The organism is Amycolatopsis sp. NPDC102522 (genome assembly GCF_055584485.1).
Window position 1 is genome coordinate 797010 of record NZ_JBVJLY010000002.1, and the last position, 24574, is coordinate 821583.

28 protein-coding genes and 1 tRNA gene are annotated in these 24574 nt (G+C 66.8%); 14 read left to right on the forward strand and 15 right to left on the reverse strand.

The genetic code is table 11. From position 1 onward, the window contains the following. Positions 1–52 precede the first annotated feature (52 nt). The 3 genes from sepX (at position 53) to ACZ6YV_RS09650 (ending at position 2125) form a co-directional block, all read left to right on the forward strand. A complete protein-coding gene (gene sepX, locus ACZ6YV_RS09640) occupies positions 53–868 on the forward strand; it encodes a divisome protein SepX/GlpR (protein ID WP_465509192.1) in 816 nt (271 codons plus the stop codon). Between the two features lie 73 nt (positions 869–941). Continuing rightward, a tRNA-Ala gene (locus ACZ6YV_RS09645) sits at positions 942–1014 on the forward strand. 139 nt (positions 1015–1153) lie between these two features. After that, positions 1154–2125 carry a PI-PLC domain-containing protein gene (locus ACZ6YV_RS09650; RefSeq protein WP_465509193.1) on the forward strand — a complete coding sequence of 324 codons (972 nt, stop codon included), beginning with the start codon at positions 1154–1156 and terminating at the stop codon, positions 2123–2125. On the opposite strand, the gene ACZ6YV_RS09655 is transcribed toward ACZ6YV_RS09650, so the two are convergent. Genes ACZ6YV_RS09655 through ACZ6YV_RS09665 form a run of 3 tightly spaced genes read right to left on the reverse strand, consistent with a single transcriptional unit; the run spans position 2118 to position 3846 of the window. Beyond that, entirely contained in the window at positions 2118–3347 is a 1230-nt protein-coding gene (locus ACZ6YV_RS09655; protein WP_465509194.1) for an MFS transporter, read from the reverse strand. The genes ACZ6YV_RS09650 and ACZ6YV_RS09655 overlap by 8 nt on opposite strands. Further along, positions 3344–3691 carry a VOC family protein gene (locus ACZ6YV_RS09660; protein WP_465509195.1) on the reverse strand — a complete coding sequence of 116 codons (348 nt, stop codon included), beginning with the start codon at positions 3689–3691 and terminating at the stop codon, positions 3344–3346. The genes ACZ6YV_RS09655 and ACZ6YV_RS09660 overlap by 4 nt, the downstream gene beginning before the upstream one ends. Beyond that, positions 3688–3846: a hypothetical protein gene (locus ACZ6YV_RS09665; protein ID WP_005163639.1), complete on the reverse strand. Its 159-nt coding sequence runs from the start codon at positions 3844–3846 to the stop codon at positions 3688–3690. Before ACZ6YV_RS09665 ends, ACZ6YV_RS09660 begins: the two co-directional genes overlap by 4 nt. A gap of 606 nt (positions 3847–4452) precedes the next feature. Here ACZ6YV_RS09665 and ACZ6YV_RS09670 point away from each other — a divergent pair. Together ACZ6YV_RS09670 and ACZ6YV_RS09675 are read left to right on the forward strand one after the other, a co-directional pair. Beyond that, the gene (locus ACZ6YV_RS09670) at positions 4453–5088 is read left to right on the forward strand and encodes a hypothetical protein (RefSeq protein ID WP_465509196.1); all 636 of its coding nucleotides are present in this window, start codon (positions 4453–4455) and stop codon (positions 5086–5088) included. Positions 5089–5093: 5 nt separating this feature from the next. Further along, the gene (locus ACZ6YV_RS09675) at positions 5094–5603 is read left to right on the forward strand and encodes a hypothetical protein (protein ID WP_465509197.1); all 510 of its coding nucleotides are present in this window, start codon (positions 5094–5096) and stop codon (positions 5601–5603) included. Positions 5604–5611: 8 nt separating this feature from the next. Here the strand turns inward: ACZ6YV_RS09675 and ACZ6YV_RS09680 are convergent, their stop codons facing one another. After that, positions 5612–6781, reverse strand: coding sequence for an MFS transporter (locus ACZ6YV_RS09680; RefSeq protein ID WP_465509198.1), 1170 nt, complete (start codon positions 6779–6781; stop codon positions 5612–5614). A 77-nt stretch (positions 6782–6858) separates the two neighbouring features. On the opposite strand from ACZ6YV_RS09680, the gene ACZ6YV_RS09685 reads away from it, so the two are divergent. Continuing rightward, positions 6859–7416, forward strand: a complete 558-nt coding sequence (locus ACZ6YV_RS09685; protein WP_465509199.1) for a helix-turn-helix domain-containing protein — start codon at positions 6859–6861, stop codon at positions 7414–7416. Between the two features lie 2 nt (positions 7417–7418). On the opposite strand, the gene ACZ6YV_RS09690 is transcribed toward ACZ6YV_RS09685, so the two are convergent. From ACZ6YV_RS09690 to ACZ6YV_RS09715, 6 genes are read right to left on the reverse strand one after another with little or no spacing between them, the layout of a single operon-like run. Continuing rightward, positions 7419–7826: a VOC family protein gene (locus tag ACZ6YV_RS09690; protein ID WP_465509200.1), complete on the reverse strand. Its 408-nt coding sequence runs from the start codon at positions 7824–7826 to the stop codon at positions 7419–7421. A 58-nt stretch (positions 7827–7884) separates the two neighbouring features. Continuing rightward, positions 7885–8031, reverse strand: a complete 147-nt coding sequence (locus ACZ6YV_RS09695; protein ID WP_191255514.1) for a hypothetical protein — start codon at positions 8029–8031, stop codon at positions 7885–7887. After that, a complete protein-coding gene (locus ACZ6YV_RS09700; RefSeq protein ID WP_465509201.1) occupies positions 8028–8723 on the reverse strand; it encodes a TfuA-like protein in 696 nt (231 codons plus the stop codon). Before ACZ6YV_RS09700 ends, ACZ6YV_RS09695 begins: the two co-directional genes overlap by 4 nt. A gap of 9 nt (positions 8724–8732) precedes the next feature. After that, complete coding sequence (locus tag ACZ6YV_RS09705; RefSeq protein ID WP_465509202.1) at positions 8733–10085, reverse strand: YcaO-like family protein; 1353 nt, start codon at positions 10083–10085, stop codon at positions 8733–8735. After that, a complete protein-coding gene (gene senB, locus ACZ6YV_RS09710; RefSeq protein ID WP_465509203.1) occupies positions 10082–11053 on the reverse strand; it encodes a selenoneine biosynthesis selenosugar synthase SenB in 972 nt (323 codons plus the stop codon). Before senB ends, ACZ6YV_RS09705 begins: the two co-directional genes overlap by 4 nt. Then, a complete protein-coding gene (locus tag ACZ6YV_RS09715; RefSeq protein ID WP_465509204.1) occupies positions 11050–12681 on the reverse strand; it encodes an NAD-dependent epimerase/dehydratase family protein in 1632 nt (543 codons plus the stop codon). The genes senB and ACZ6YV_RS09715 overlap by 4 nt, the downstream gene beginning before the upstream one ends. A 198-nt stretch (positions 12682–12879) precedes the next feature. Between ACZ6YV_RS09715 and ACZ6YV_RS09720 the strand changes: the two genes are divergently transcribed. Further along, positions 12880–13284, forward strand: coding sequence for an arsenate-mycothiol transferase ArsC (locus ACZ6YV_RS09720; protein ID WP_465509205.1), 405 nt, complete (start codon positions 12880–12882; stop codon positions 13282–13284). Positions 13285–13360: 76 nt separating this feature from the next. Here ACZ6YV_RS09720 and ACZ6YV_RS09725 read toward each other — a convergent pair whose 3' ends face one another. After that, a complete protein-coding gene (locus ACZ6YV_RS09725; protein ID WP_378240069.1) occupies positions 13361–14098 on the reverse strand; it encodes a methyltransferase domain-containing protein in 738 nt (245 codons plus the stop codon). 228 nt (positions 14099–14326) lie between these two features. On the opposite strand from ACZ6YV_RS09725, the gene ACZ6YV_RS09730 reads away from it, so the two are divergent. The 3 genes from ACZ6YV_RS09730 to ACZ6YV_RS09740 are packed head-to-tail and all read left to right on the forward strand — an operon-like array spanning position 14327 to position 16594. After that, positions 14327–15337 (forward strand): ATP-binding cassette domain-containing protein, encoded by a 1011-nt coding sequence (locus tag ACZ6YV_RS09730; protein WP_378240070.1) that lies wholly within the window; start codon positions 14327–14329, stop codon positions 15335–15337. Further along, positions 15334–16194 carry an ABC transporter permease gene (locus ACZ6YV_RS09735; RefSeq protein ID WP_465509206.1) on the forward strand — a complete coding sequence of 287 codons (861 nt, stop codon included), beginning with the start codon at positions 15334–15336 and terminating at the stop codon, positions 16192–16194. Before ACZ6YV_RS09730 ends, ACZ6YV_RS09735 begins: the two co-directional genes overlap by 4 nt. Before the next feature lie 13 nt (positions 16195–16207). Then, entirely contained in the window at positions 16208–16594 is a 387-nt protein-coding gene (locus ACZ6YV_RS09740; RefSeq protein WP_465509207.1) for a YciI family protein, read from the forward strand. A 56-nt stretch (positions 16595–16650) separates the two neighbouring features. Here the strand turns inward: ACZ6YV_RS09740 and ACZ6YV_RS09745 are convergent, their stop codons facing one another. Both ACZ6YV_RS09745 and ACZ6YV_RS09750 read right to left on the reverse strand, forming a co-directional pair. Continuing rightward, positions 16651–16908: a DUF1905 domain-containing protein gene (locus ACZ6YV_RS09745; RefSeq protein ID WP_465509208.1), complete on the reverse strand. Its 258-nt coding sequence runs from the start codon at positions 16906–16908 to the stop codon at positions 16651–16653. A gap of 66 nt (positions 16909–16974) precedes the next feature. Continuing rightward, on the reverse strand, positions 16975–18525 hold the full coding sequence (locus tag ACZ6YV_RS09750; protein WP_465509209.1) for a GMC family oxidoreductase: 1551 nt from the start codon (positions 18523–18525) through the stop codon (positions 16975–16977). Positions 18526–18678: 153 nt separating this feature from the next. Between ACZ6YV_RS09750 and ACZ6YV_RS09755 the strand changes: the two genes are divergently transcribed. Genes ACZ6YV_RS09755 through ACZ6YV_RS09765 form a run of 3 tightly spaced genes read left to right on the forward strand, consistent with a single transcriptional unit; the run spans position 18679 to position 22062 of the window. After that, positions 18679–20034 carry an aminotransferase family protein gene (locus ACZ6YV_RS09755; protein ID WP_465509210.1) on the forward strand — a complete coding sequence of 452 codons (1356 nt, stop codon included), beginning with the start codon at positions 18679–18681 and terminating at the stop codon, positions 20032–20034. After that, positions 20031–21245 (forward strand): epoxide hydrolase family protein, encoded by a 1215-nt coding sequence (locus ACZ6YV_RS09760; RefSeq protein WP_465509211.1) that lies wholly within the window; start codon positions 20031–20033, stop codon positions 21243–21245. The genes ACZ6YV_RS09755 and ACZ6YV_RS09760 overlap by 4 nt, the downstream gene beginning before the upstream one ends. Continuing rightward, on the forward strand, positions 21238–22062 hold the full coding sequence (locus ACZ6YV_RS09765) for an alpha/beta fold hydrolase (protein ID WP_465509212.1): 825 nt from the start codon (positions 21238–21240) through the stop codon (positions 22060–22062). The genes ACZ6YV_RS09760 and ACZ6YV_RS09765 overlap by 8 nt, the downstream gene beginning before the upstream one ends. A 179-nt stretch (positions 22063–22241) precedes the next feature. Here ACZ6YV_RS09765 and ACZ6YV_RS09770 read toward each other — a convergent pair whose 3' ends face one another. Then, positions 22242–22637: an SgcJ/EcaC family oxidoreductase gene (locus tag ACZ6YV_RS09770; RefSeq protein WP_465509213.1), complete on the reverse strand. Its 396-nt coding sequence runs from the start codon at positions 22635–22637 to the stop codon at positions 22242–22244. Continuing rightward, complete coding sequence (locus tag ACZ6YV_RS09775; protein WP_378240081.1) at positions 22634–22972, reverse strand: hypothetical protein; 339 nt, start codon at positions 22970–22972, stop codon at positions 22634–22636. The genes ACZ6YV_RS09770 and ACZ6YV_RS09775 overlap by 4 nt, the downstream gene beginning before the upstream one ends. A 191-nt stretch (positions 22973–23163) precedes the next feature. Between ACZ6YV_RS09775 and ACZ6YV_RS09780 the strand changes: the two genes are divergently transcribed. Beyond that, on the forward strand, positions 23164–24567 hold the full coding sequence (locus ACZ6YV_RS09780; RefSeq protein WP_465509214.1) for an FAD-dependent oxidoreductase: 1404 nt from the start codon (positions 23164–23166) through the stop codon (positions 24565–24567). The last annotated feature ends 7 nt before the right edge of the window (positions 24568–24574 follow it).

Sequence of the window (24574 nt, forward strand, 5' to 3'; positions counted from 1 at the left end):
GACTGTTGTGGCTAGCGTGACTACAGCAGTGGATCGGGGGAGGTGACGGGAGATGCCCAGTTCGGTGATCATCGTCGCGCTCGCAGCGGCATGGCTCGTCGTTCTCGTGCCCATGGTCGCCCGCAAGCGCCAGCAGGTCGCACGGACGACGGACTCGGCCATGGCGGCGCGAGTCGTGCGGAGCGGGAGCACACGCCAAGAGGGACCGGAGGAGTTCGCCATGGCGGAGAACACGGAACCGTCGGTAGAAGACGACCTGGCCGAACTCGAGGCGGAACTCGACGCCGACCTCGAAGACGAGGAGCCGGAAGCCGAACCGCTTCCCCAGCCCTCGCGCGGGTCCCACACCGAAAGAGAACGCCAAGGCGCAGGCTACCGGCCCGGCCGGGGCGGTTTCGACCCCGAGGCCGCGGACATCGCCGCGCGCGCCAAGTACGCGTTCCGGCAGCGGATCGTCATCTCGCTCCTGGTACTGGTGGTCACCACGGCCGCCGTCGCCGGCTTCCTGACCCCGACGGTCTGGTGGGCCAACGGTGTCGTCGACGCCGTCCTCATCGGCTACCTCGCGTACCTGCGCCGCCAGGTCCGCATCGAGAACGAGATCCGGCAGCGCCGCCTCGCCCGTTTCAACAACACCCGCGCCCCGCGCCGCCCGTCGACCGCCGACGCCGACGACGACTCCCCCGAATCCCACGAGGACATCGAGGTAGTCGCCGCCGAACGCCCGGAAGTCGTGGAGCGCAAACCGTCCCCGATGTCCCGCATCCGGCGCCAAGCCGTCGTCGTCGACCTCGACGACGAGGATCCGGCCTTCCACGAGCTCGACGAGCCCGGGACCAGGCCCTTCCGCCGGGCCGCCGGAGAGTGACCCCCGATTTTTGGAGCTCCATGAGCCACTGATAGGCTCATGGAGCTCCAAAACAAGGGGCCAAGCTTCACCAGGGGCTGTAGCGCAGTTGGTAGCGCGTCTCGTTCGCATCGAGAAGGTCAGGGGTTCGATTCCCCTCAGCTCCACAGACAAGGCTCGCACTCACGAAGAGTGCGAGCTTTTTTGTGCTTTCGGGCAAGGCCCCCGATTTCCCACAACCCTGCCGGAACCGCTGCGTCTGTCCGAGGGCGAGGGCTCACCGAAGAGTCGAGGGAGATCAGAGACATGCCTTATGCGATGGAGAAGTCACGTCGCCAGGGAATTCTGGCGGCAGTACTGGTGGTCGCGCTGGCGGGAGTCGGGTTCGTCGGTGTCACCGCTTCCGCGGCGGCGGCCGGGAAGCGGCCGGTGTACGCGATCGCGCACCGCGTGGACACGCTGGACGGGATCGACGCGGCGATCAAGCACGGGGCCAACGGGATCGAGGTGGACCTGTGCGGCTGGGCCAGGCCGGATCAGTGGCGGGTTCATCACGATTGCCCGGACAAGGGCGGCAGCCCGGAAGGTCCCGGTCTGGACAGCTGGATCGACCGTGCCATCGACCGGTCCGGCAAGGATCACAAGCTGAGCCTGATCTGGCTGGACATCAAGGATCCTGATTATTGCGGGGAAAAAGAGAACCGCGTGTGCAGTGTCGCCGGGTTGCACGACAAAGCCCAGCGTCTCGTCAGGGCCGGAATCCAGGTCATGTACGGCTTCTACGGCTATCACGCCGCGGAGAAGGGCGGACGTGGATGGCAGAGCCTGCAAGGGACGCTCGGCCCGCTCGAAGGCATCACCGTGACCGGGTCGCTCGGCTCCGTCAAGGACACCTACGCCAAGTACGGCAAGGGAATTCCCGAGCGGAAGCGGGCTCTGGACTACGGCGACTCGGACATCCGGAAGGGCTTCGGGACCTGCGCCGAAGTGAGCCGGACGACCTGCACGGAGCTGAAGTACGCCGCGATCTCGCGTGACAGGAACAAGCTCGCCGCGACATTCTCCTGGACCACTGACCACACCGACAGGCCGTACGTTGAAAAGCTGCTCGACGTCGGCAAGGTGGACGGCATCATCGTCGGTTGGGCCAAGGACCAGGTGACCGAGTACAACGACGGCAAGGAATGTGCCAAATCCGTCGCCCTCGTCCGTGACTGGGTGAGCAAACACGGCGCCACCCATCGGATGGCGAACGGGAGCGACCGGCTGTTCAGCTAGGCCGGGCGGCGATCGCGGCCGCCACCAAGGCGGCCGCGAAAAGCGCATACGAGGCGAGCAGGCCGGTGCCGGAGGAGCTCAGAGCGCCACCGACGGCCCGGCCGAGCAGCTGTCCGACGCATTCCGCGGTGATGACGGCGGTCGCCAGTTCCGCGGCGGTGAAACCGTTCGAGGTGGTGGCTCTGATGTACAGGCCCGGATAAGCGAGTCCGACGCCGATTCCGGCGATGGTCCAGGCGGCGAGGGCCAAGGGGAACGAGCCACCGAAAGCGACGGCGGCGGTGCCGAGGGCGGTAAGACTCAAGCCCACGACGGGAAAGCGCGCCGAAGTGAATCGAGCCGCGACGAGGCTGGTCACCGCCCAACCCAGCGGGGCGGCGCTCAGGACGATCGCGGCTTGGCCGAGGCTCACCTCGTACCCGGTCGTCAAGAGCACGGTGATCAGGCTGTCCGCGCCGAAATAGCCGATCGCGAACAGCACCATCGCGCCGAGCGCGGCGGGTGTTCCCGGACGGAGGCGCGCGGTTCCGGCCGGCAGGATCGCGATCATGCCGAAGACGGTGATCGCCGCCCCGGCGAGCGCGAGGGGCCATAGACCGTTGCTGAACACGACACACGCCGCTCCCAGCGGCACCGTCAAAGTCCGCAGCAGCGGGCGCGGTGCCTCAAGGGAACCCGAGCCGCGGGCGGCGCGCACGACCAGTAACCGTCCTAAAAGGACGAACGGCACCGGCAGCAGCAGGGTCCACCGCCAGCCGACGAGATGTTCCAGGCCGAGGGTCACGACTGGGCCGACCAGCGCGGGAACGATCCACATCGCCGAGGACACGGCGACGACGCGGATCCGGAGCCTGTCGTCGAGGTGCCGGATCGCCGAGCTGATCCCGAAAACCGCCAGGAGACCACTCGCGAGCCCAGCGGCGAACTGGCCGAGGGCGAACATCCACGCCGTCCGCGCCATCGCGGCCAGGAACAGCCCGCCGAGGTAGGCGATCATCCCGGCGGCCAGAGTGCCGCGTGGGCCCAGGCGGGCGAGAACCCGGCTCGCCAGGGGAAGCGCGACGAACAGGCCCAGTGACGAGCCCGCGATCAGGAGACTGAGGCTGCTCCTCGCGTCGAGATCTGCGGCGACGACGGGCAGCAGGGTGGAGGCGACGAAGCCGGTCACGGCGGCCGCGAACTCGAGCGTGACGATGCCGACCGCCAGCCGGACTCCGGTCACGTGTAGAGGTCTCGGTCGTACAGGTTGAGCTGCACCCAGACGCCGTCGGGATCCTGGACGCGCATCGAGTGTCCGAAGCCCTCGTCCATCGGCGGTCCCGGTTCGAATCCGGCCGCCCGCAGGCGTTCCGCGACGTTCTCCAGCGGTTCTTCGACCTCGAAGGCCAGCTCGCAGCGGCCCGCGTCCTCGCCGGACGACTGGTGGATGGCCAGCGTCCCGCCCTCGGCGGGCAGTTCGACCCAGCCGCCGGGGCGCGAGACCGAACCGACGCGCAGGCCGAGCGCCTCGTAGAACCGCGTCATCGCCGCGACATCGGAGCTGTAGCGGATCGGCATGACCTTCATCGTTCGCGTTCCTCACTGGTCCGCAGGTAATCCTCCAGCACCCGTTCGACGAACGACGAGAGCGACTCGTCGGCGTCGACGGACGCGTGCTTCACCCGCTTGATGAGGTCGGGCGGCAGATAGACGTTGAATTGCCGTTTCTCGACCTGAGCCATGCTCGCATGCTAGCAAATGAGCACCAGGTCGCACGAGTGATCATTTTCGAGCCCCGGGGAAGACTTAGGTCGCAGGACCGGAGCCGGTCGACCAATCTGCCTCATGTCCGACGTCGTCCATACTCCGATGCGGTAGCGCCACTCCCCACTCGATTGCTGCATGATGCAATATGCCGCTACAGTGGGTCACTTATCCGCGCAAGTGGTGATAAGTTGTGCGCGAAGAGTAGTCACTCAGGCTTGCCGAAGAGGCGTTGGCCACAGGCCAGCCGAGGGGGAAGGGCAGTCGTTGGGCACCCGGTACCACGACAAACCGGAACTGAATGAGGTCATAAAGGAGCTAGTCGAGGAGCATGACTGGACCGTCCGCCCCGGCGGCCACGGCTTCGTGCTGATGTGCCCGTGCGGGTACGACTCGATCTCGGTACCGCACACCCCGCCGAACGTCGGCAATGCCGCTCGTCGCCTACGTCGACGTGCCGACTTGTGCCCCGATCGACATGCCAACACGCCCCGCCCATTACCCAAGGGCCGTTCGAGCTAAGCCTGTTTCACTACCGAAACAGGCGTGGTACGTTGGTTGTAGCGCTGACCAAGGAGGGTGCAATGGGTCAGTATGAGCTGATCTTCACTATCGATCGTCTCGAAGAGGAGCATGCCTTCGAGATTTCCAACACGATCGACGTCATGTACAGCGAGCACGGCAGAACGAGTTTGCTGACCGTCACCAGCGAAGGCGACACAGCCTTGGCGGCCGCCACGGACGTCGTCACGCAACTTGAGACTCAGTTCGGCGTCGTCATACACCGTGCCTATGAAGACCTGGTCACAAAAGCTGACATCGCCGAGCGGGTCGGCGCCACGGTGCAAGCCGTCGGCCAGTGGGCTCGCGGTGTTCGCCAGAAAGAACTGCGATTTCCCGAACCGTTCAACCTGGTCGGCGGCGGCGTCTGGCTGTGGGCAGATGTCAACGAATGGCTTCGAGAAGCGGGCAAGGCGTACGACGATGATGTCCTGCACCCGAATCGCGATGATCTTGAGCTGATCAACGCGTGGTTACGAACTCGGACGTCCAGCCAACCGTCTCGACGCATCAATCTGATACGCCCTGACTCGGCTATAAGTGAGCAGAACGGAGTTCAGTTCACTGCCTCAGCTCAATCCGCGCGTGGAGTTCACGCTTCGGCCGTCCGCGCTCCCGACGTTGTCTGGACCCGCGCCGAATATGAAATGGCAGGATAGTCGGGATGAAGTCGGTCACCACAGGCCGCGACTTGCTCAACCTGCTTGATCTTGTCAATGTGCAGTTCTATGAGGTCAGCGCCAAGCTCAGGTCGGGGTTTCCGGCCGGTGTCACCGCAGCGGTAAGCGGCGGCGACACCGGCTCCGCCCAGGACTTGGTCACAGACGAAGAGCCAGCGGCCGGACAGAGCGATCCGCAGTTCTGGACGTTTTTCATCCATGTTGACAACACGAGCGTCAATCTTCGTGGCCGCTTGACGATCAATGCTCCAGATGCCGAGTACGCCGTCGATGCTGCTGTTTTCTATACAGCCACAGAGGAAGTGACCATCGATCGCGAGGCGCTGGAGGAATTCCTCAATCGAGCAGCCATGATCGCGCTCTACCCCTTTGTCCGCGAAGCTCTACATGAGGCAGGACGTAAGATCGGGGCAAGTCCACCACTGCTCGGGATCTATGACCCTCAAGAAATCCAGATCCGGCTCAACGAGCCAGTTTCTGCACAGTCAGACTAGTTGGATTCTCATGTTGCAGACGTATTGACGCTCGTCAATGGTTTGTGGTCGATCAGCACAAGCGGGACCGCGATCAGCGCCAGGGCCGCGCCGATCCACGGGATGGCGGTCAGCGAAGCGCCCAGGTTCAGCGCCCCGGCGGCGAAGGCCGGAGTGAGGCTGATGCCCAGCTGGAAGGCCGAGACCGTGGTCGCGCCGGCGAGGGTCGGGGCGGAGGCGGCGAGGGTGAACACCCGCCCGTAGAGCGCCGGGTTGAGCACGAAGGCCGCGACACCCAGCAGGAACACCAGCGGCACGACGGCCCACACAGTGTCCGCGAAGAGGGCGAGTAGCGCGGAGAACAGCGCGATGCCGAGGGCGCCGCCGAGCAGCGCGTGGTGCGGGCGCCGATCGGAGATCCGGCCGCCGATGGACAGACCGGCGAAGGCGCCGATCCCGAACAGCGCGAGGACGGCGGGGATCCAGACCGCAGGAATTACGTCCGCCAGCATCGCCGACAGGTAGTTGAAGGACACCATGTACGCGGCGGTGCTCAGGATCGTGATCGCGTAGACGCCCCACAGGCGCCAAGAACGCATCGCGCGCAACTCGCCCGTGAGGCTCGGGGCGGCGGACGTGGTGGCGGGCAGGCCGACGGCGCAGGCGAACACGCCAAGGACGGTGAGCGCCACGACGCCCCAGAAGCCGCCGGTCCAGTCCGTGAAACCGCTGAGCAGCATGCCCGCCGGTCCCCCGGCCACCATGGCGACGCTGAGCCCGGCGACGACGACGCCGGAGGCGCGGGCGTTGCGGTCGGGGGTCACCAGGCTGATCGCGGTCACGGAGGCGACGGCGAAGAAGCCGGCGTAGGCGAGACCGGCGACGAACCTGGTGACCATCAGGATCCAGTAGTCGCCGGCGAGCAGGCCTGTCGCGATGGCGGCGGCGAAGACGGCTTGCGTGGCCATCAGTGCCGTTCGTCGAGGCCACTTCAGGCTGAGCACGGCGAAGGGCGGGCCGCCCAGGACGACGCCGAGGGCGAACGCGGTGATGAGCGCGCCCGCGGACGACAGGGGGACGCCGAGGCCGTCGGCGGCCGAGGGCAGGACCCCGGCCATCAGGAACTCGGCGCTCCCCATCGCGAACAGACTGAAGGCTAGGAGATAGACCCCGGCGGGGAGCCGTTTGGTTTCGATCATGGCGCCAGCGTCGGCGGGTTCTGGCTGTTTCGGCAAAGAACTTTGCCGGTATCGGGACGAGCTGCTGTGCTGACGACATGGAGAGCCAACCCACCGTCACCGCGGCGATCGAGCTGATCGCGCCCAGGCTGCGCCGCGCCCGGGAGAAGAAGGGCACGACGCTGGTGGAGCTCAGCCGCGCCACCGGCATCTCCACCAGCACCCTGTCCCGGCTCGAATCCGGGCAGCGCAAGCCGAGCCTCGAACTGGTGCTGCCGGTCGTCGCCGCGCTGGGCGTGCGCGTCGACGAGATCGTCTCGTCACCGAGAGTGCTCGAACCGCCCGAGGACGGCCGGGTTCTCATCCCGCTCACCCGGCACGAGGACGGACCGCGCGCCTACAAAATGACGATTCCGGCGGGCGACGACGAACCCCGCCCGCGCACGCACACCGGCCGCGAATGGCTTTACGTGCTGCGGGGCAGGCTCCGGCTCGTGCTCGGCGACCAGGACGTCGTCCTCGGCCCCGGTGAGGCGGCCGAGTTCGACTGCCGGACGCCGCATTGGTTCGGCGCCACCGGCCGCGGGCGGGTCGAGGTGCTCAGCCTCTTCGGCAAACGGGGCGAACGGGTCCACGTCCGCGCCCGCACCCGGTGACGTCAGACGCGCTGCTGGATACGGATCAGGTTCCCGGCCGGGTCGCGGACGGCGCCGTCACGCAGGCCGTACGGCTGGTCGGTCGGCTCTTGGATGATCTCGGCGTTCGCCTCCTGCAGCTGCTTGAAGAGGCCGTCGAGGTCGTCGGAGGAGAACAGGATGCTCGCATAGGTGCCCTTGGCCATCATCTCGCCGATGACACGGCGTTCGTCCTCGGTGATGCCGGGATCGACGGCCGGCGGGTGCAGCACGATCGAAACGGGCTGCCCCGGCGGGCCGACGGTGATCCAGCGCATCCCCTCGTAACCGACGTCGTTGCGCACCTCGAAGCCGAGGGTGTCGCGGTAGAACGCCAGAGCGGCTTCGGGGTCGTTCTGCGGGAGGAAGCTCCCGTGAATGGCGATGTCCATGCCGATTACGCTAGGTGAGACCGCTTCGCGGCGCTTCTCGATTCCTGATCGCCTCGGGTCACTCGATGGACGTCATGATCGTCATGGTCAGGGACTCCAGCGTGCCCTGGACACCGTCGGACGACGTCCGCACGGCCTCCAGGAACCGTTCGAGCTGCTCGGGGCTGAACCCGGCCAGCGGGGCGAGCGACGGGTCGACGTTCACAGCGCACCTCGGTCTTCGACGGATTTGATCTGCGGTTTGGCGGCAGGCTCCAGGTGGTCCCGCATCGCCGCGAGGAGCAGCAGGGCGTCCTCGCGTTTCGTGTCGGGGGCCCCGGCGGCGAAGAACGCGGCGATCCTGGCGTGCTCGTCCGCCGGGAGCTCCCGGCGCAGCAGCATGAGCACGGTCCGGTTGACGCGTTGCGGGAAGTACAGCTCCTTGGCGATTTCGAGGAACCGCTCCCCCGTCTCCGGAGCGAAGGCGCCTTGCTCGATGCCGGCGGCGATGGCGAACCGCATGTTCACCATCGGCTCCGACAGCGCCGAGAGGTTCTCCTCGTCGTAGGTGACGGCGACCTCGTCGTCGGCGTCGATCCGCCCGGAGAAGTACTCCTCGTAGATCTTGCCGACGCCGACCATGCCGAACGGCGAGCATTCCGCCGCCCGCAGCGCGCCCATGCTCGACGAACCGAACATCGTGACGCCGCGGTCCATCGCCTCCAGGACCTCCTTCGGCGAGATGCACAGGCTCTGCAGGAAGCGGCCGTCCACGATGCCGATGGCCTCGGGTGGTTCCGGCCGGGCCAGCAGTTCGGCGAGGTCGCCTCGTTTGACCGGCGGCAGGAACTCGACGTCGAGTTCGGCCGAGGCCGACTCCAGATCGATGCTCGGGCCGATGAAAACCACTGCGCGCATGACGATCTCCTAAGCGGGCTTGGAAAGTTCGGCGGCCCGGATGCGATCCGAGAGTTCCAGCAGCGTGTTGTTCCAGACGGCCGCGCCGCGCGGGCCGATCTTGCAGTGGTCGACGGCCCACGATTCGAGCCGCGGCACGATCACCCGCACGACGTTGACCGGGATCCCCGGCGGCGACAGGTCGACGACGAGCGCGCGGTCGATGCCCGCGGCGCGGATCCGGTCGAGGATCAGCTTGATGTCGGTCATCACGTCGTCGGTGGTCCACGACGGGATCTCGTCGAAAGCGATCTGTTTGCGCATCGGCTGCCAGGCCCACGCGCCCTTGTCGATCGTCGCCGACCGCTGGACGTGGTTCTGGTACTTGGACACGTTCTCGGTCGGGAGCCGGATGTCCTCGCGCATCGCCTGGATGTCGACGGCGCGGCCCTGCGCGCATTCGGTGATGGCGCGGATGAGCGCGACGCTCGCGTCGGGATGCGTGCCGAACCCGCCGTGGCCCTGCGACGTCGTCGGGCCGAGGTCCTCGGAGGTGGCGGCGAGGAAGCTCGGGATCTCCAGATCCGAAGTGATATGCACGATCCGCATCTTCAGCCCGGCGTCGTGGAACTTGTCCACAAGGGACTTCGCCAGTGGCGGCAGTGTCTCCAGGTCCACGTGCGGATGCAGTTCCCGGAGATACGACGTGACGTGCTCGGGCTGCGGCTCGACGAAGATGCCCTTCTCCAGCACCTGCGCGAGCTGGCTGCTCACGAGTTCGGCGTTGGTCATCGAGTCGCGCTCGATCAGTTCGGTGAGCGCATGGCAGATGGACTCTTCGAGACTGTTTCCGGACGCCAGGCCGTTGGTGGAAAGCACCTTGTAGCAAGGAGGTTCGTGGAACTTCAGCCCATAGACGGCGGACGCCTGCGGGATGAGGATCGATTCCTCGTTCATCAGGTCGTACGCCTCGACCCACGAGATCGGCAGATCGTCGCGGTAGTGCGCGGAAAGCTCCGCGTTGTTCTCGCGCGGGTCCAGCACGGTGCGGCCTTCGGCGACCAGTTCCTCGTAGGACGCGATGACCTGCGGCCGCACCGGCAGCGCGGCCGAGAACCGCTCGATGGCCTCCATCGCCGCGGACGTCCTGGCGTCGGTGTTCGTCAGGCCTTTGCCGTTGTAGACCGAGATGATGTCGTTGGAGCGTGGCGCGATGGCGTTGTAGACCGGGATGCCGACCCGGTCGAGCCAAGTGATCTCCGCGACCCGGGTCACCCCGGCGCGCCGCAGGTGCGGCTCGATCCGCGCGTAGGTCTGTTCGGCGGTGAACTCCCGGTGCACCCCGCCGCCCCCGACCTTCGGAACGCTCTTCCTGAGTTTCATCGCACTCCCTCGTATCCGGCGTTCGCTGGGACCGCTTCGGCGAGCAGTCGTTCCCATGCCTCGGTTTCGCGCTCCGGATCGGCCGAAGCGCGGCGGGCGGCGCATTGCCGCCGTAACTGCGTGTAGAGCCCGTCGCGGTCGTTTTCGACGTCGTCGAGCAAGACGGCGAGCGCTTCCGTTTCACCGACGGGGAAATAGCCCGCGTAGTCCTCACCGAGCAGCCCGACCGAACCCGGGATGCGGGTGGAGACGATCGGCACCCCCGCGGCGAGCGCTTCGGTGACCACGTTCGCGCCGCCCTCGTGCAGTGAGGTGAGCACGAGCAGACGGCTGCGGGCGAGGACGGCGAGCGCTTCGGGCCGCGGCAGCGGACCGAGCCAGGTGTAGCGCGGGTTCTCCGCACGCAGTCTGTCGCCGATGTCGTCCTCGCGTACGCCGCCGACATGGGTCACGGTGATCCGCGACGACGACGGCAGCAGCCGTACCGCCTCGCTCAGCCGCAGCGGATCCTTGACCGGCCGGGCATGCGCGAGGAACGCGATCTCGAACCGGTCCCCGGCGGGCGCCTCGCCCGAGATCGGCGGCATCGACTGGGTGATCACCCTGGTGCGGCTCCGCAAGGCGGGCGGGACCTGCAAAACTCCTTGGGATTGCAGGACGACGATCCGCGCGGCGCGTTCAAGCAGGGTCAGGTCGACGCCCGCGGTGACGAGGTCCGGGTAAAGATCCGTGCCGGTCAGCGCGATCACGACGGGTGCGTTCGGGCACTCCGCGGTGAAGGCGCGGATCGCGGCTTCGCTTTTGCGGGCGTGCAAGGCGATCAGCAGGTCGTGGTGCCCGCCGTCGTAGTCCTGCACGACGCGGACCTCGTGGCCGAGATCTCGGAGCAGACGCGCCCAACGGCGCGCGGTGACGCCGTTGCCGTAGTCACTGGCTTCGGGCACGGGGCCCGCCACGAGGATCCTCATCGGACGCGGTCCGTGTCGTAGGCGAGCCATTTCCCGAAGGCGCGGACGGCGTCGTCGGCCGGGATCGTGGCCGTCCAGCCGAGTTCCGCCGCGGCCAGGCCGAGTTTCATCACGGGTGTCTCCGTCGGTGAGGTGACGTACTCAGTCGGCACCGAACGGACCGACGCGCAGACGACCTTCGCCAGTTCGTTCCCGGTGAGCGTGGCCGTCGCGATGTCGTACACCGGCGCGACCGGGCCTCCGGTCAGCACCGCGTCGATGGCGCTCGCCATGTCACGCACGTCGGTGAACTGGTGGACGCGGTCAGGATCGACAGGCAGCGCCCGGCGGGTCCAGGCGAGTTCGATCCACTGTGCCACCAGGGAATCGGCCGGGGTGTGCGGGCCGATCGGCGTCGCGAACCGCAGGACGTGCTCACGGGGCCCGGTGTCGACGATCGCGCAGAAGACGTCGCCGGGATCCGTCGGATCACCGAGGTGCACCAGCCGTGTCTCGTCGGAAGCCCTTGCGCTGTCGACGATCTCGTGGCCGAGTTCGGCCAGCAGGCTCGCGAGATGTTCGGTGAGGGTGCCGCCGGGGCCGGTGATCGCGACCTGGATCCCACTTCCGCGACGCGGCCGGCGAGGGCGGGAAGCTCGGTCGCGTCCGGCGGCGAAGGCGTGCACTGCCACATCGTGATGCGACGGCGTGATCGCCTCGATTTCGGAAGCGAGGAGCTGATCACAGAGACCACCGGGGCCGATGGTCGCGAGCGCCTGGTCCAGCGCCGCACTGCTGTGCTCCACAGTGGACAGACCCATGGTGTACGCGGTCAGCCAGGTCTGCCACGCGGCTTCGGACCGATCCGAGGCCCGCTCGAATTCCGCCCGGCACTCCTGCGGCGAAATCCCCGATCGCCGCAGGAGCCGTTCCGTTCCGAGATACTCCCAGTACCCGTCGCCGCGCACCGCGCATTCGGAAGTCAGGTGTTTGTGGAAAGGGATCACTTCATGCTCGGCGAGGGCACCGCCCACCGACGCGGGAGCGACGTCGGAAAAACACGCGGAACGCCGCAGACCGTGCGCTTCGTTCCCGGCGACACTGGGCAGTCCGGAATGCTCGACGGTGTTCGGAACGGCGATGCGGATCGGCACTTCCAGCGCTTTGAGATAACGGAACATCAGCACGTCACACGGCCAGCCGTCGCCGTTGCGGACCGCGTATCCGGCGTAACCGCGAGCGATTTCGGCGGGCAGCATCAGCGCGAGACAGGGCGCGTATTCGTTGACAGCGGTCGCCCAGTCCGCACCCGCGGCCGCGGCCATCCGCACGGCCGCGCCGTTGCGGGAGTTCCAGTTGGCATAGAAGGTGATCGCGTCGCCCGGTAGCCGCTCCGCCGCTTTCCGCGCGTGCTCGAAGAAGCCGTCGGCGAGCTGGACGTCGTCCTGCAGGACGAGGAAATGCGTGGCGTCGGCGGGAACACCGCTCCAGGCCCGTTTCGTGGTGCGCGCGGCCGTCGGCGGACCGTCCGGTTCGGGATCCAGCACCACTTTCGTCGCGCCGGCGGGATCGAGCCGGGCAAGCGCTTCCGCCTCTTCCCGGCGCCGGGGGTGCGCCATGACGGCGCCGCACACCCGAATCTCGGTCATCGCAACCCCCAGCGTGGTTTTCTCGCGGACCGGGAAAGTGTGGCAGCGCGCGGGCACCGGCCTCTTCTCCCATGCTGCGAATGGGACGCCTTCGATGAACTTCTCCCCGATTGCCACTCTGATTCTCATGCGGTTCCGATGAGGAATTCACGGGTAGCCTCGGTAGCGAGTCACCGATACGGACAGAATGGGCGGGCGATGACGGATATCCTCTTCGTGTGCGTGCACAACGCGAGCCGATCACAAATGGCCGCCGCGTTGCTGAAACACCACGGTTTCGGCCGGGTGACCGTGCGGTCCGCGGGGTGCGATCCGGCGGAGAAGATCAACCCGCTGGTGGCGGGAGCGCTGTCGGAATGGGACGTCGACATCTCGGGCGAGGTGCCGAGCCAGGTCACCTACGAGGACGTGGACGCCGCCGACATCGTGATCACCATGGGCTGCAAGACCTATCCGGTCGCCGACGGGACACGGTACGTCGAGTGGATCGTCCCCAACCCGGAACACGAGGGGATCACCGGGATCCGGCCACTGCGCGACGACATGGACCGCCGGGTCCGCGAGCTCCTCGCGTCCCTTGTGGACATTCCAGCGCACGTATAGCGCGTGAAGGCCCCCTTCCCTCGACTGGTCATTTGAAACCGTGGCCGAGGTAAGGGGGCCTTCACGCGGAAAGGGGTCAGGCCTTGACGCCCTGGACGATGAGCCGCTTGGCGCGCTTGTCGTAGGGCGCGCCGTCGAAACCGCCGTAGGCCTCGATGTCGGTGAAGCCGGCGTCCTCGAACAGACGGCGCAGTTCGGCCGCGCTGTAGATGAACGACTGGATGTGCGCCGAACGTGCGACGTCGCCATCGACCAGTGTCCAGTCGGTACGCAGCTTGGTCCAGTCCTCGAGGACACTGTGCCGCATGTACGCGATGCCCTCGGGCTGCGGGAAAGCGTGCGTACGGCCGATGTTCTTGGCGACGATCTCCTTGCCGTACACCTCCAGCAGGAGCTTGCCGCCCGGCGCCAGGCTCGTGTGCGCGTTGCGCAGCACCTGGAAGTTCTTTTCGGCTTCGTCGAAGTAGCCGAACGACGTGTACATGTTCAGCACGACGTCGAAACCGCCGGGGCGCACGAATTCGAGCATGTCGCCCTGGACGAGTTCCGCCGGGACACCGGCGTCGGCGGCGGCCTGCTTGGCGCGGTCCAGAACGGGAGCGTTGAGGTCGACACCGGTCACCTGGTAACCCTTGCGGGCGAGCGGAACGACGAACCGGCCCGGCCCGCAGCACAGGTCGAGCACCCGGGATCCCGACGGGAAGGCCAGCAAAGGCGACTCCCGCACGAGTTCGTCGGCCTCGACGGTCAGGTACTGCGGCCACATCAACTCGGAGAAACCCGACCACAGGCCATCGTCGGAGTACCAGGTCATTTTCGTCCTCCCTAGGGCACCATCAGGCAGTGCCCCGATTCTCGGCCGCACCGTCCGCGGGACATCTCCTCGACTGCGGGTGAGGCGAGGGAGAGCACGACGGAAGAAGATATCTCGCTCGTGATCGGCGACCATGAACTCTTCACATCGCGGTCGTGGCCTGATCACTGTTCGTGGTGATGCGCCGTCGCCAGAATGGAAGGTAAACAGAACCAGAAGGGTTCGATCATGACAAAGGACCGCGACGGGGATCCCGCGATCGAAGCGTCCGGGTTGACCAAGATCTACGGCGACAAACGCGCACTCGACGGGCTCGACCTCACAGTTCCCGCTGGGACAGTGTACGGCGTTCTCGGCCCCAACGGGGCGGGAAAGACCACGTCCGTGAAGGTGCTGGCGACGCTGCTGCGTCCCGACGGAGGACAGGCCAAGGTCTTCGGTCACGACGTCGTGCGCGAGGCGGACGCCGTCCGTGCACGAGTGAGCCTCACGGGTCAGTACGCCTCGGTGGACGACGACCTGACAGGCACCGAAAACCTGATCCTGCTGTGCCGTCTGCTCGGCCACGGCAAGGCCGCCTCGAAGGCGCGCACCGAGCAGCTCCTCAACGCCTTCGGGCTGACAGAGGCGGCCGGGCGTCAGGTGAAGAACTACTCCGGCGGTATGCGGCGGCGGCTCGACATCGCCGCCAGCATCGTGAACACCCCGGATCTGCTCTTCCTCGACGAGCCGACCACCGGCCTCGACCCGCGCAGCCGCAACCAGGTGTGGGACATCGTGCGCGCTGTGGTCAAACGCGGCACCACGGTGCTGCTGACCACCCAGTACCTCGACGAGGCCGACCAGCTCGCCAGCCGCATCGCTGTCGTCGACCACGGCAAGGTCATCGCCGAGGGCACGCCCGGCCAGCTGAAGGCGTCGATCGGCGTCGGTGCGATCCACCTGCGCCTGCGGCACTCCAACCAGCGGACGGACGCGCAGAACGTGCTCGCCCGTTTCCTGGAGCAGCCCACGCTTTCGGAGCACGACGAGGTCTTGGTCAGCGCCCGTATCCCGGGTGTTGAAGGCGACGCCGGCATGGCCGAGTGGGCTTCCAAGGCACTGCACGAACTTTCGCTGCGGGACATCGTCGTCGACGAGTTCTCGCTCGGGCAGCCGAGCCTCGACGAGGTGTTCCTCGCGCTCACCGACCGGCCCGCGACGCCGGAGAACGCCGCCAAGGAGGGGGCGAACCGATGACTTCCACCATCAAGCCGACCGAAACGACCGAGGCGGCCGAGGAGACCCGGCCCGCCGACGTCCACGCGCTCGACGCGGTACTCGCGTCGGTCGACCGGCCCAAGCGCCCCAGCGCGCTCTCCGCCTCGCTGACCTTCGGCTGGCGGGCCGCGCTGAAGATCAAGCACCTGCCCGAGCAGCTGTTCGACGTCACGGGCTTCCCGATCATCATGACCGTGATGTTCACGTACCTCTTCGGCGGCGCCATCGGCGGTTCGACCGAGGCGTACCTGGACTACCTGCTCCCTGGCATCCTCGCGATCACCGTCGTGATGATCACGATGTACACCGGGGTCGCGGTGAACAGCGACATCGCCAAGGGTGTCTTCGACCGGTTCCGGACGCTGCCGATCTGGCGCCCCGCCACGATCGTCGGCTACCTGCTCGGCGATTTCCTGCGCTACCTCATCGGCTGCGTCGTCATCATCGGCGTCGGTCTCATCATGGGCTACAACCTGGGCAGCATCGCCGGTACGGTCGGCGCCGTGGCCCTGCTGCTGGTGTTCTCGTTCTCGCTCTCCTGGATCTGGACCTTCCTCGGCCTGTCCATGCGGTCGGAGAAGACCGTGATGAGCGTGAGCATGGTGGCGTTGTTCCCGTTGACCTTCCTGTCCAACGTGTTCGTGCAGCCGTCGACGATGCCCGGCTGGCTCGAAGCCGCGGTCAGCTGGAACCCCATCACCCATCTGGTCACCGCGATGCGAGGCCTGATGAGCGGCAACCCGAACGTCGGCGAGATCATCTGGGTGCTCGTCGCCAGTGTCGTGCTGATCGCCGGATTCGGCTCCGCCACGATGGCAGCCTACAAGCGGAAGTAAGAAGGAGAAAAGAATGAAGTACATGGTCCTCCTCTACTCGCACCCCGAGCCGTGGGGACACCCCGTGGAGGAATTCACCCCGGAGTTCTCCGGTCTCCCCGAGGGCGAGCGCAAGAAGCACTTCGAGGCATTCGAGGCGTTACTCGGCCGTTTGCACGAAAACGGTGAGCTGGTCGGCGGGGAAGCACTCGGCGACCCGGCCAAGGCGAGCCTTTACGAGGTCGGTTCGGACGGCTCGAAGAAGAAGAGCGACGGCCCGTATTCGTCGACGAAGGACCACCTCGCCGGCTTCTTCCTGATCGAGGCCAAGGACCAGGCCCGCGCCGACGAGATCGCCGAGGAGTTCGCCGCTCCCGGACAGAGCGTCGAACTGCGGCCGATCTGGACCGGCGGCGAATAGCCCCACACGAAAGGGCCGGACCGGGGAATCCCCGATCCGGCCCTTTCGTCGTACTGCTAGGAGATCCGCTTGGTCAGGTGCACGGTGACCTTGTCGCCGATCTCCTTCTCGATGACCTTCCGGAACGGCTTGCGCAGCGGCATCATGTGCACGCCGCCGCCGATCGGGAGCATGCTCGCCTCGTAGTCGTGACCGTCGACGGTTCCGCTGACCTTGACGGCCTTGCCGGTGCCGAAGAACTCGGCCGAGTCCGGCATGTTCACGCACGGCCAGCCGCTGTTTCCGTCGGGAATGACTTCGGCCGTGAAAGTCACGTCGATTGCATGCGGTGCAGTCTTCTCAGCCATACTCTCAGATCTTCCTCGTCGTAGTTCATGCGGTCAATGCGCTTCCGCGCCCGGGTGGAGAATCAAGTCCGCGGCCTTCTCGGCGATGGCGATGACCGGGGCGTTGGTATTGCCCCGCACGATCGTCGGCATGACGGAAGCGTCCACGACACGGAGTGATTCTATTCCACGAACCCGCAATTGCGCATCCACGACCCGGCCCATTCCACAGGTCCCCACCGGATGGTGGCCGGTGAGCACGTTCCGTCGCGTGAAAGCGGCCAGATCCGCGTCCGTGCCGGAGGTGGGAGCGGCGATGGCGTCGAGCGTGTACGGCTTGAGCGCGACCTGCCGGGAGAGTTCCAGGCTGATCCGCACTCCCTCGATCGCCATCGCGAGGTCGGCCGGGTCGGCGAGGTAGTTCTGGACGATCTTCGGCTTGGCCGTCGGTTCCGAACTGAACAGTGTCACGTTCCCGCGCGTACGCGGCTTCGCCACCGAGGCACCGAACGAAAGCGCGTGCCGGGAAGGCGGCGAGAGGAAGCCGTCGGAGATCATCAACGGCATGCAGATGAACTGCAGGTCGGGGGCGTCGCCGGTGGTCGTCACGAAACCGCCGGTCTCCGGGCCGCCCGAGGTGAGGAAGCCTCTCGCGTCGCGTTCGTACGCCTGAGTGTGTTCGGGGTCGCCGGCGGCGAGGAGACTCACCGGCTTGTCGTGACCGAAGCTCAGCCAGACGTGCGGGTGGTCCTGGAGTTGCTGCCCGACGTCGGGCAGGTCGAGGACGACGTCGATACCGAACGCGCGGAGGTGGTCGGCGGGACCGATCCCGGAGTGCATCAGGATCTTCGGCGAGTTGTAGGTGCCGGCGCTGATGACGACCTCGCGTTCGGCGCGGATCTCGACGATCTCGTCGAGCCGGTTGCCGACGATCCCGACCGCGCGGCCGTTCTCGACGAGCACCCGGTGCACCTCGAGGTCGGTCTCGACGGTGAGATTCGGCCTGTCCAGCACGGGACGCAGGAACTCCGACGCGGTGCTGGCCCGGCGGCCGTTTCGCTGCGTGACCTGGAACGCGCCGAACCCTTCCTGCGTGACACCGTTGAAGTCGGCGTTGTGGTGGTAGCCCGCTTCGAGCGCGGCCGCAGTGAACGCCTCGGAACTGGGGTTCCCCGTCCGCCCGTCGCTGACCCGCAGCGGCCCGCCGACGCCGTGGAACTCGTCCTCACCGCGTTCGTTGTCCTCCGAGCGGCGGAAGTACGGGAGTACCCCGGCGAAATCCCAGCCCGGCTGACCCCACTCGTCGAAGTCGGCGCGGTTGCCGCGGACGTAGGCACCGCCGTTCACCGAACTCCCGCCACCGACCACACGCGCCTGCGGCAGGTACACCCGCCGCCCTTCGCAGTGCGGCTCCTGGTGGGTGTCGAAGTCCCAGTCGTACCGGGTCTTGAAGAATTTCCCACCGGCGACGGGGATCTCGAAGTTCGGATGATCGTCGGACGGCCCGGCTTCGATCAGAACGACAGAGACGGAAGGGTCCGCGCTCAACCGGTTAGCGAGGACGCAACCGGACGCACCGGCCCCAACCACCACAAAATCGACCATAACGGGAATTTAGCAAGATCGACGGGCGCCCGGTTTCTCCTCGGTTGCGGCAAGAATTCCTGAATCCTGCGGCAATCAGCGAGAAGACCGCTTTGCCCGTCTCCCCTAGCGTGGTTCGTGTCTGCTGCCGGAATCCGCGGAGGGAACGCCGAAATGACCATCGCCAGTGAGGCGCAAGGGAGCGCGGAGTATGCGGCCGCGCTTCAGGCCCTGGACCGCAAGCACCTCATCCACCCGCACCAGAACCCGACGCGGACCGAACGCAACATCTTCGTCCGCGGCAAGGGATCCGTGGTCTGGGACGCCGCCGGCGTCCCGTTCATCGACGGGATGGCCGGCGGCAACTGGGTGGTCGCCGTCGGTCACGGGCGTACCGAACTCGCCGAGGTCGCGGCGGCGCAGGCGGAGAAGCTGGAGTACTTCTCGCTGTGGCGCGAATATTCGAACGAACCGGCTATCCGGCTCGGCGCCCGTCTCGCGGAACTCGCCCCGGCGGGGATGACCAAGATCCACTTCACCAGCGGCGGTTCGGACGGCACGGAAGCGGCGCTCAAGATCGCGCGGCGGTACCACTTCGAACGCGGCGACACCGAGCGGACCTGGATCATCGGACGGCAGTTCGGCTACCACGGAACGACTCTCGCCGGCGGCTCGGTCAGCGGCATGGACGACATGCACTTCGGCGCCGGGCCGACCATGCCGCACGTCACCAAGGTCAGCCCGCCCATGGTGTCGCATCCGGAGATGTTCGGCGGTCAGGACCCGACTGATTTCCTGCTGCAGGAACTGGAAACCGAGATCCTGCGCGTCGGGCCGGAGAAGATCGCCGCGATGATCGGCGAGCCGGTGATGGGCGGCGGCGGTGTCATCGTGCCGCCGGAGGACTACTGGCCGCGGATCCGCACGCTGCTGAGCAAGTACGGCATCCTGCTGATCGCCGACGAGGTCATCACCGGGTTCGGCCGCACGGGCGACTGGTTCGCCTCGGCGCACTACAGCCCGGACATCATCGTCACCGCCAAGGGGATCTCCAGCGGCTACGCGCCGCTCGGCGCCGTCCTCATGCGCGACGAGATCGGCGAGGTCATGGTCGGCAACCCCGAGAAGTTCTTCTTCCACGGGCTGACCTATTCGGGACATCCGGTCGCGTGCGCGCTGGCACTGACCAATCTCGACATCATCGAGCGGGAGAACATCCTCGGCCAGGCCAAGAAGATCGAGAGCTGGTTCACCGAGGGCCTCGAAGGCATCCGGAACCTTCCGATCGTGCACGACGTCCGCGTGCACGGCGCGATGGTCGGCATCGAACTGACCGCGGACCCGAACACCGGCGAGCCGATGCCGTTCGACCGCATGGTCGCCATCATCGACGACCTGCGCGTCAAGCACCGCGTCCTGGCCCGCGACTACGGGCCCACCCTCGTCGTCGGCCCACCGCTCGTACTTGAGCAGGAGCAGGCCGCGGAGATCTCCACCGCCATCACCGACGTGCTAAGGACCAAGTCATGACATCGTTCAAAGTGGACGTTCCGCAGGAAGCCATCGACGACCTGCGCAGACGGCTCGACGACACCCGCTGGCCCGCCGCGACTCCCGACCTCGGCTGGACGCGCGGTGTTCCGCAGTCCTACCTGAAGGAGCTCGTCGAGTACTGGCGCACCGAGTACGACTGGCGCGCGACGGAAGCAAAGATCAACCAGTTCCCCCAGGTGGTCACGAACATCGACGGGGCGAACATCCACTACCTGCACGTGCGGTCGCCTGAGCCGGACGCGACGCCGATGGTGATGACCACCGGCTGGCCGAGTTCGATCATCGAGTACCTGGACCTCATCGGGCCGCTGACCGACCCGCGCTCCCACGGCGGCGACCCGAAGGACGCCTACCACCTCGTCATCCCGACGTTGCCGGGCTTCGGTTTTTCCACGCCGCTGACCCAGCACGGCTGGCTGGTGCCCAAGATGTCGGAGATCTGGGGCAAGCTCATGGCCGAGATCGGCTATGACAAATACATCGTGCAGGGCGCGGACTGGGGCTCGTTCATCTCCATCATCCTCGCCGCGATGAAGCCGGAGAACGTGCTCGCCGCGCACGTGAACTTCCTCGTGACCCAGCCCGCCGACGCGAGTGATCTCGAAGGCCTGAGCCAGGAAGAGCTCGAACTGCTCGACCCGTACATGCTCCCCGCACCGGGGTACATGGTCGAGCACGCGACCCGGCCGCAGACGCTGAGCTACAGTCTGGCGGACTCACCGGTCGGGCAACTCGCTTGGTACATCGAGAAGTTCCACGCTTGGTCGGGCGCCGTCGACTCGCCCGAAGAGGTCTTCAACCGCGACGACCTGCTCGCCACCGTGACGCTGTACTGGCTCACCGGCTCGGCCGGCAACGCGGCGCACTTCTATTGCGACAACGCGGCCTTCACCCGGACGTCGGCGACGCCGCACCCCGAACTGGCCGTCGCGCACCCGCGGTTCGAGGAGTACAAGACGTTCGTCGCTCCCCTGCCGCCGATCTCGACGCCGATCGGGGTGGCCGCCTACAAGTACGACATCATGGAGCCGATCCGCACCTACGCGGAGCGGGCGTTCTCCGACATCGTGCAGTGGCGGCGGCTCGACCGGGGCGGGCATTTCCCCGGCCTCGAAGCGCCGGACCTCTTCCTCGACGACCTCCGGAAGTTCAAGCAGGCCTTGCGCGCGAGGGGCACCAGTGACTGACGCCAACATCGAGAACCTCGACTACGGCAACCGCGACCTCCCGATCGAGAAGGTGACGTCCGCCGACGGCACCACCATCGCCTACGAGAAGTCGGGTACCGGGCCGCCGGTGATCATCATCGGCGGCGGCCTGAACGAGAAGGCGATGCACGCCGAACTCGCCGAAGGCCTGTCCGAGAGCTTCACGGTGTACAACTACGACCGCCGTGCCCGGGGCGACAGCGACGACAAACGCGTCGGACCGTACACAGTGGACCGTGAGATCGAGGACCTGGCCGCGGTGATCGAGGCCGCGGGCGGCACCGCACACGTCTTCGCGAACTGCACCGGCTCGATGATCGCCGTCCCGGCGGCAGCGCGCGGCGTCCCGATGCTCAAGCTGGCCATGTACGAACCTCCGTACAGCGGCCCGAAAGTGCCGCCCGGCTACACCGAGCAGCTCATGGAACTGCTGGAGCAAGACAAGATCAAGGAGGCCGTCTCACTGTTCCTGAAGTGGGACGCGCTCTTCACCGAGGACGAGATCGAGTTCTTCTCGACGCATCCGATCTGGCCGGCGTTCGAGGCGATGGCGCATTCCATGCCGTACGACTCGATCCTGTCCGACGACGCGGACCGCGTCCCGGTCGAGGAGCTGGGCGCCATCACGGTGCCGAGTCTCGTACTCGGTGGGAACAAGAGTCCACAGTGGATGAAGGACATGTGCCAGGCCGTCGCCGACGGGATCCCGCGCGGTGAGTACGTCACGATGGACACCGCCGGGCACCTGATGGACGACACGCTGGGTGCCGAGCTGCTGACGAAGTTCTTCCGGTGAGATAGGCGTGACTCGCGTGAGCGGCGGGTCAAGTTGGTCGTGAGTGATGAGTGTCGTTCTAACGACACTTATCACTCACGACCCACCGGACCGAGACGTCACCGCCCCCACCACTCCGAACGCACGAAAGCCGCTTCGCAACCCTCAAGGTCGCGAAGCGGCTTTCGTATGCGGGAAAGTCAGTCCCGCGGGGTGTTCTGGTAGGCGGCCAGCTTCCACTCGCCGTCCTGCAGGACGGCGGTCCACGAAGCACGCACCTTGGCGTTCTCGGCGACCGCGGTGTCGCCGGCCTGGATGACGCCGCCTTCGGTGTAGAGCACGACGACGCCGGGCGCGATCTGGCGGGCGTCGAACGGGGTGCCGGTGACCTGGGAGCCCTGGTAGGCGGTGGCGAACGCGCCGGCCATGAACTTCGCGATGTTGTCGCGGCCCTTGACGTGGACGCCGGGCAGGATCATCGTGCCGTCCTCGACGAACACGTCGGCGAAGGCCTCCGCGTCGTGGCGGGCCCAGGCGGCGACGATCTGGCCGGGCAGGGCGGCGACGCCGGTGGCGGTGTCGGCGGTAGCGGTCATCGGTCTCTCTCCTCGTTTCGGTTTCCGTTTTCGGCACTGGAGAAGCCATAGGAGCCGATGAGCGTGGCCCCACTGGGTACCGGTCCTTCCGGGGCACGCTCGCGGATGCCCCGTTGGAACTCGTGGAACGCGGTCGACGCGGCGAGGGGGTTCCCGTCGCCCTCGACGACACCGACGTGGACGAAACTCACCCCGTCGTCGAGTTTGAAAGACGCGTAGCTCAGCCCATCCGGCCGCTCCCGCGCCAATTCCGCGAAGACGGCCTCCACCAGTTTCTCGTTCTCACCGGCGGATTCCGTGGTCGTCTGATAACGGACGACGAACGCCGAACCCATTCGTGCTCCTTCCTCGTGGCGCGGAGGTCCACAACGGAAACTACGCGTTCACAGGGCACCGGAACACCGCCGCGGAACAAGCTCGCAACCCCGGAGAAGCGCTACGCAAAGCGGGAGAAGTGCGCGGCCACCGACGGGCCTAGCGTTTTTCGTATTCGTCCACGCACCTGACCACCGAAAGGCACACGCCAATGGGAACGAAGATCGGCGACCACGCCGTCGTGCTCGGGGGCAGCATCGCCGGGATGCTCGCCGCCCGCGTGCTTTCCGACGCCTACAGCCAGGTGACCGTCATCGAACGCGACGACCTCACCGCGGCCGGGACGGATCTGCGCCCGGCGATCTCGTGGGCGATCCATATCCACGCCCTGCTCGAACGCGGGCGGATCATCATCGAGGACCTGTTCCCCGGGTTCGTCGACGACATGATCGCGGCCGGTGTCCCGGTCGGCGACTACGGGTCGACCTGCCACTACTACTTCAACGGCGAAATGTTCGCCGTCACCGACACCGGCATGGCCTGTGTGGCCGCGAACCGGCCGGTGATCGAGCACTTCCTGCGGTCCCGCACGCTGCCTCGCCCCGGCGTCGTCCTGCGTGAGCGCACCGACATCGTCGGACTGGTCGCGAGCGAGGGCAACGAGCGCATCACCGGTGTCCGCGTGCAGAGCCGTGACGGCGGTGGCGAGGAGGTCATCAGCGCGGACCTGATCGTCGACGCTTCCGGCCGCGGCTCGCGGTCCCCGCGCTGGCTCGAGGAGCTCGGCTACGAGAAGGCGCCGGAGGAGAAGGTCCAGATGGACCTGACCTACACGACGATGGACTTCGTCGGCCCGCTGCCGGTCGACCCGCTCGGCGAGGACATCGCGCTGGTCCCGACGGCGACCCCGGGTTTCCCGCGCGGCGGCATCTTCGCGCGGCTGGCCGACCGCTACGCCCTCACCCTCACCGGCATCGCGGGCGACCGGGCGCCGACCGACCACGACGGCTTCCTGGCCTACGCCAAGACGTTGCCGGTCAAGGAGGTCTACAACGCCATCGAGAACGCGGAGCAGCGCGCGCCCGCCGGTTCGTTCCGGTTCCCGGCGAGCGTCCGCCGTCACTACGAGAAGCTGACCCGCTTCCCCGCCGGCTACCTGATCCTCGGTGACGCCGCGTGCATCTTCAACCCCGTCTACGCCCAGGGCATGACCGTCGCCGCAATGGGCGCGAACGTCCTGCGCAAGCACCTGGAGAAGGGTGTCGAGCCGACGTTCCGCGGCTACTTCCGCGACCTGGCCAAGGAGACGGACTCGCCGTGGATGATGTCCGCCTCCGCCGACCTCGGCTACGAGACCGTGCGCGGCAAGCGCACCGTCGCGACCAAGATCGGCAACGCCTACATGACGAAGGTGATGGCGGCCGCCGCGCACGACCCGGTGGTGGCGCGCGGGTTCATGCGCACCATCTCTCTGATCGACCCGCCGCAGGCTCTGATGAAGCCGTCGATGATGCGCCGGGTGCTGTTCTCCGGCGGTGGCAAGAAGAACGCCACCGTGACCACTCTGCCCACCGCCAAGACGGACACCGGCGAGGCCGAGCGTCCCGCGGCCTGATCCGCTC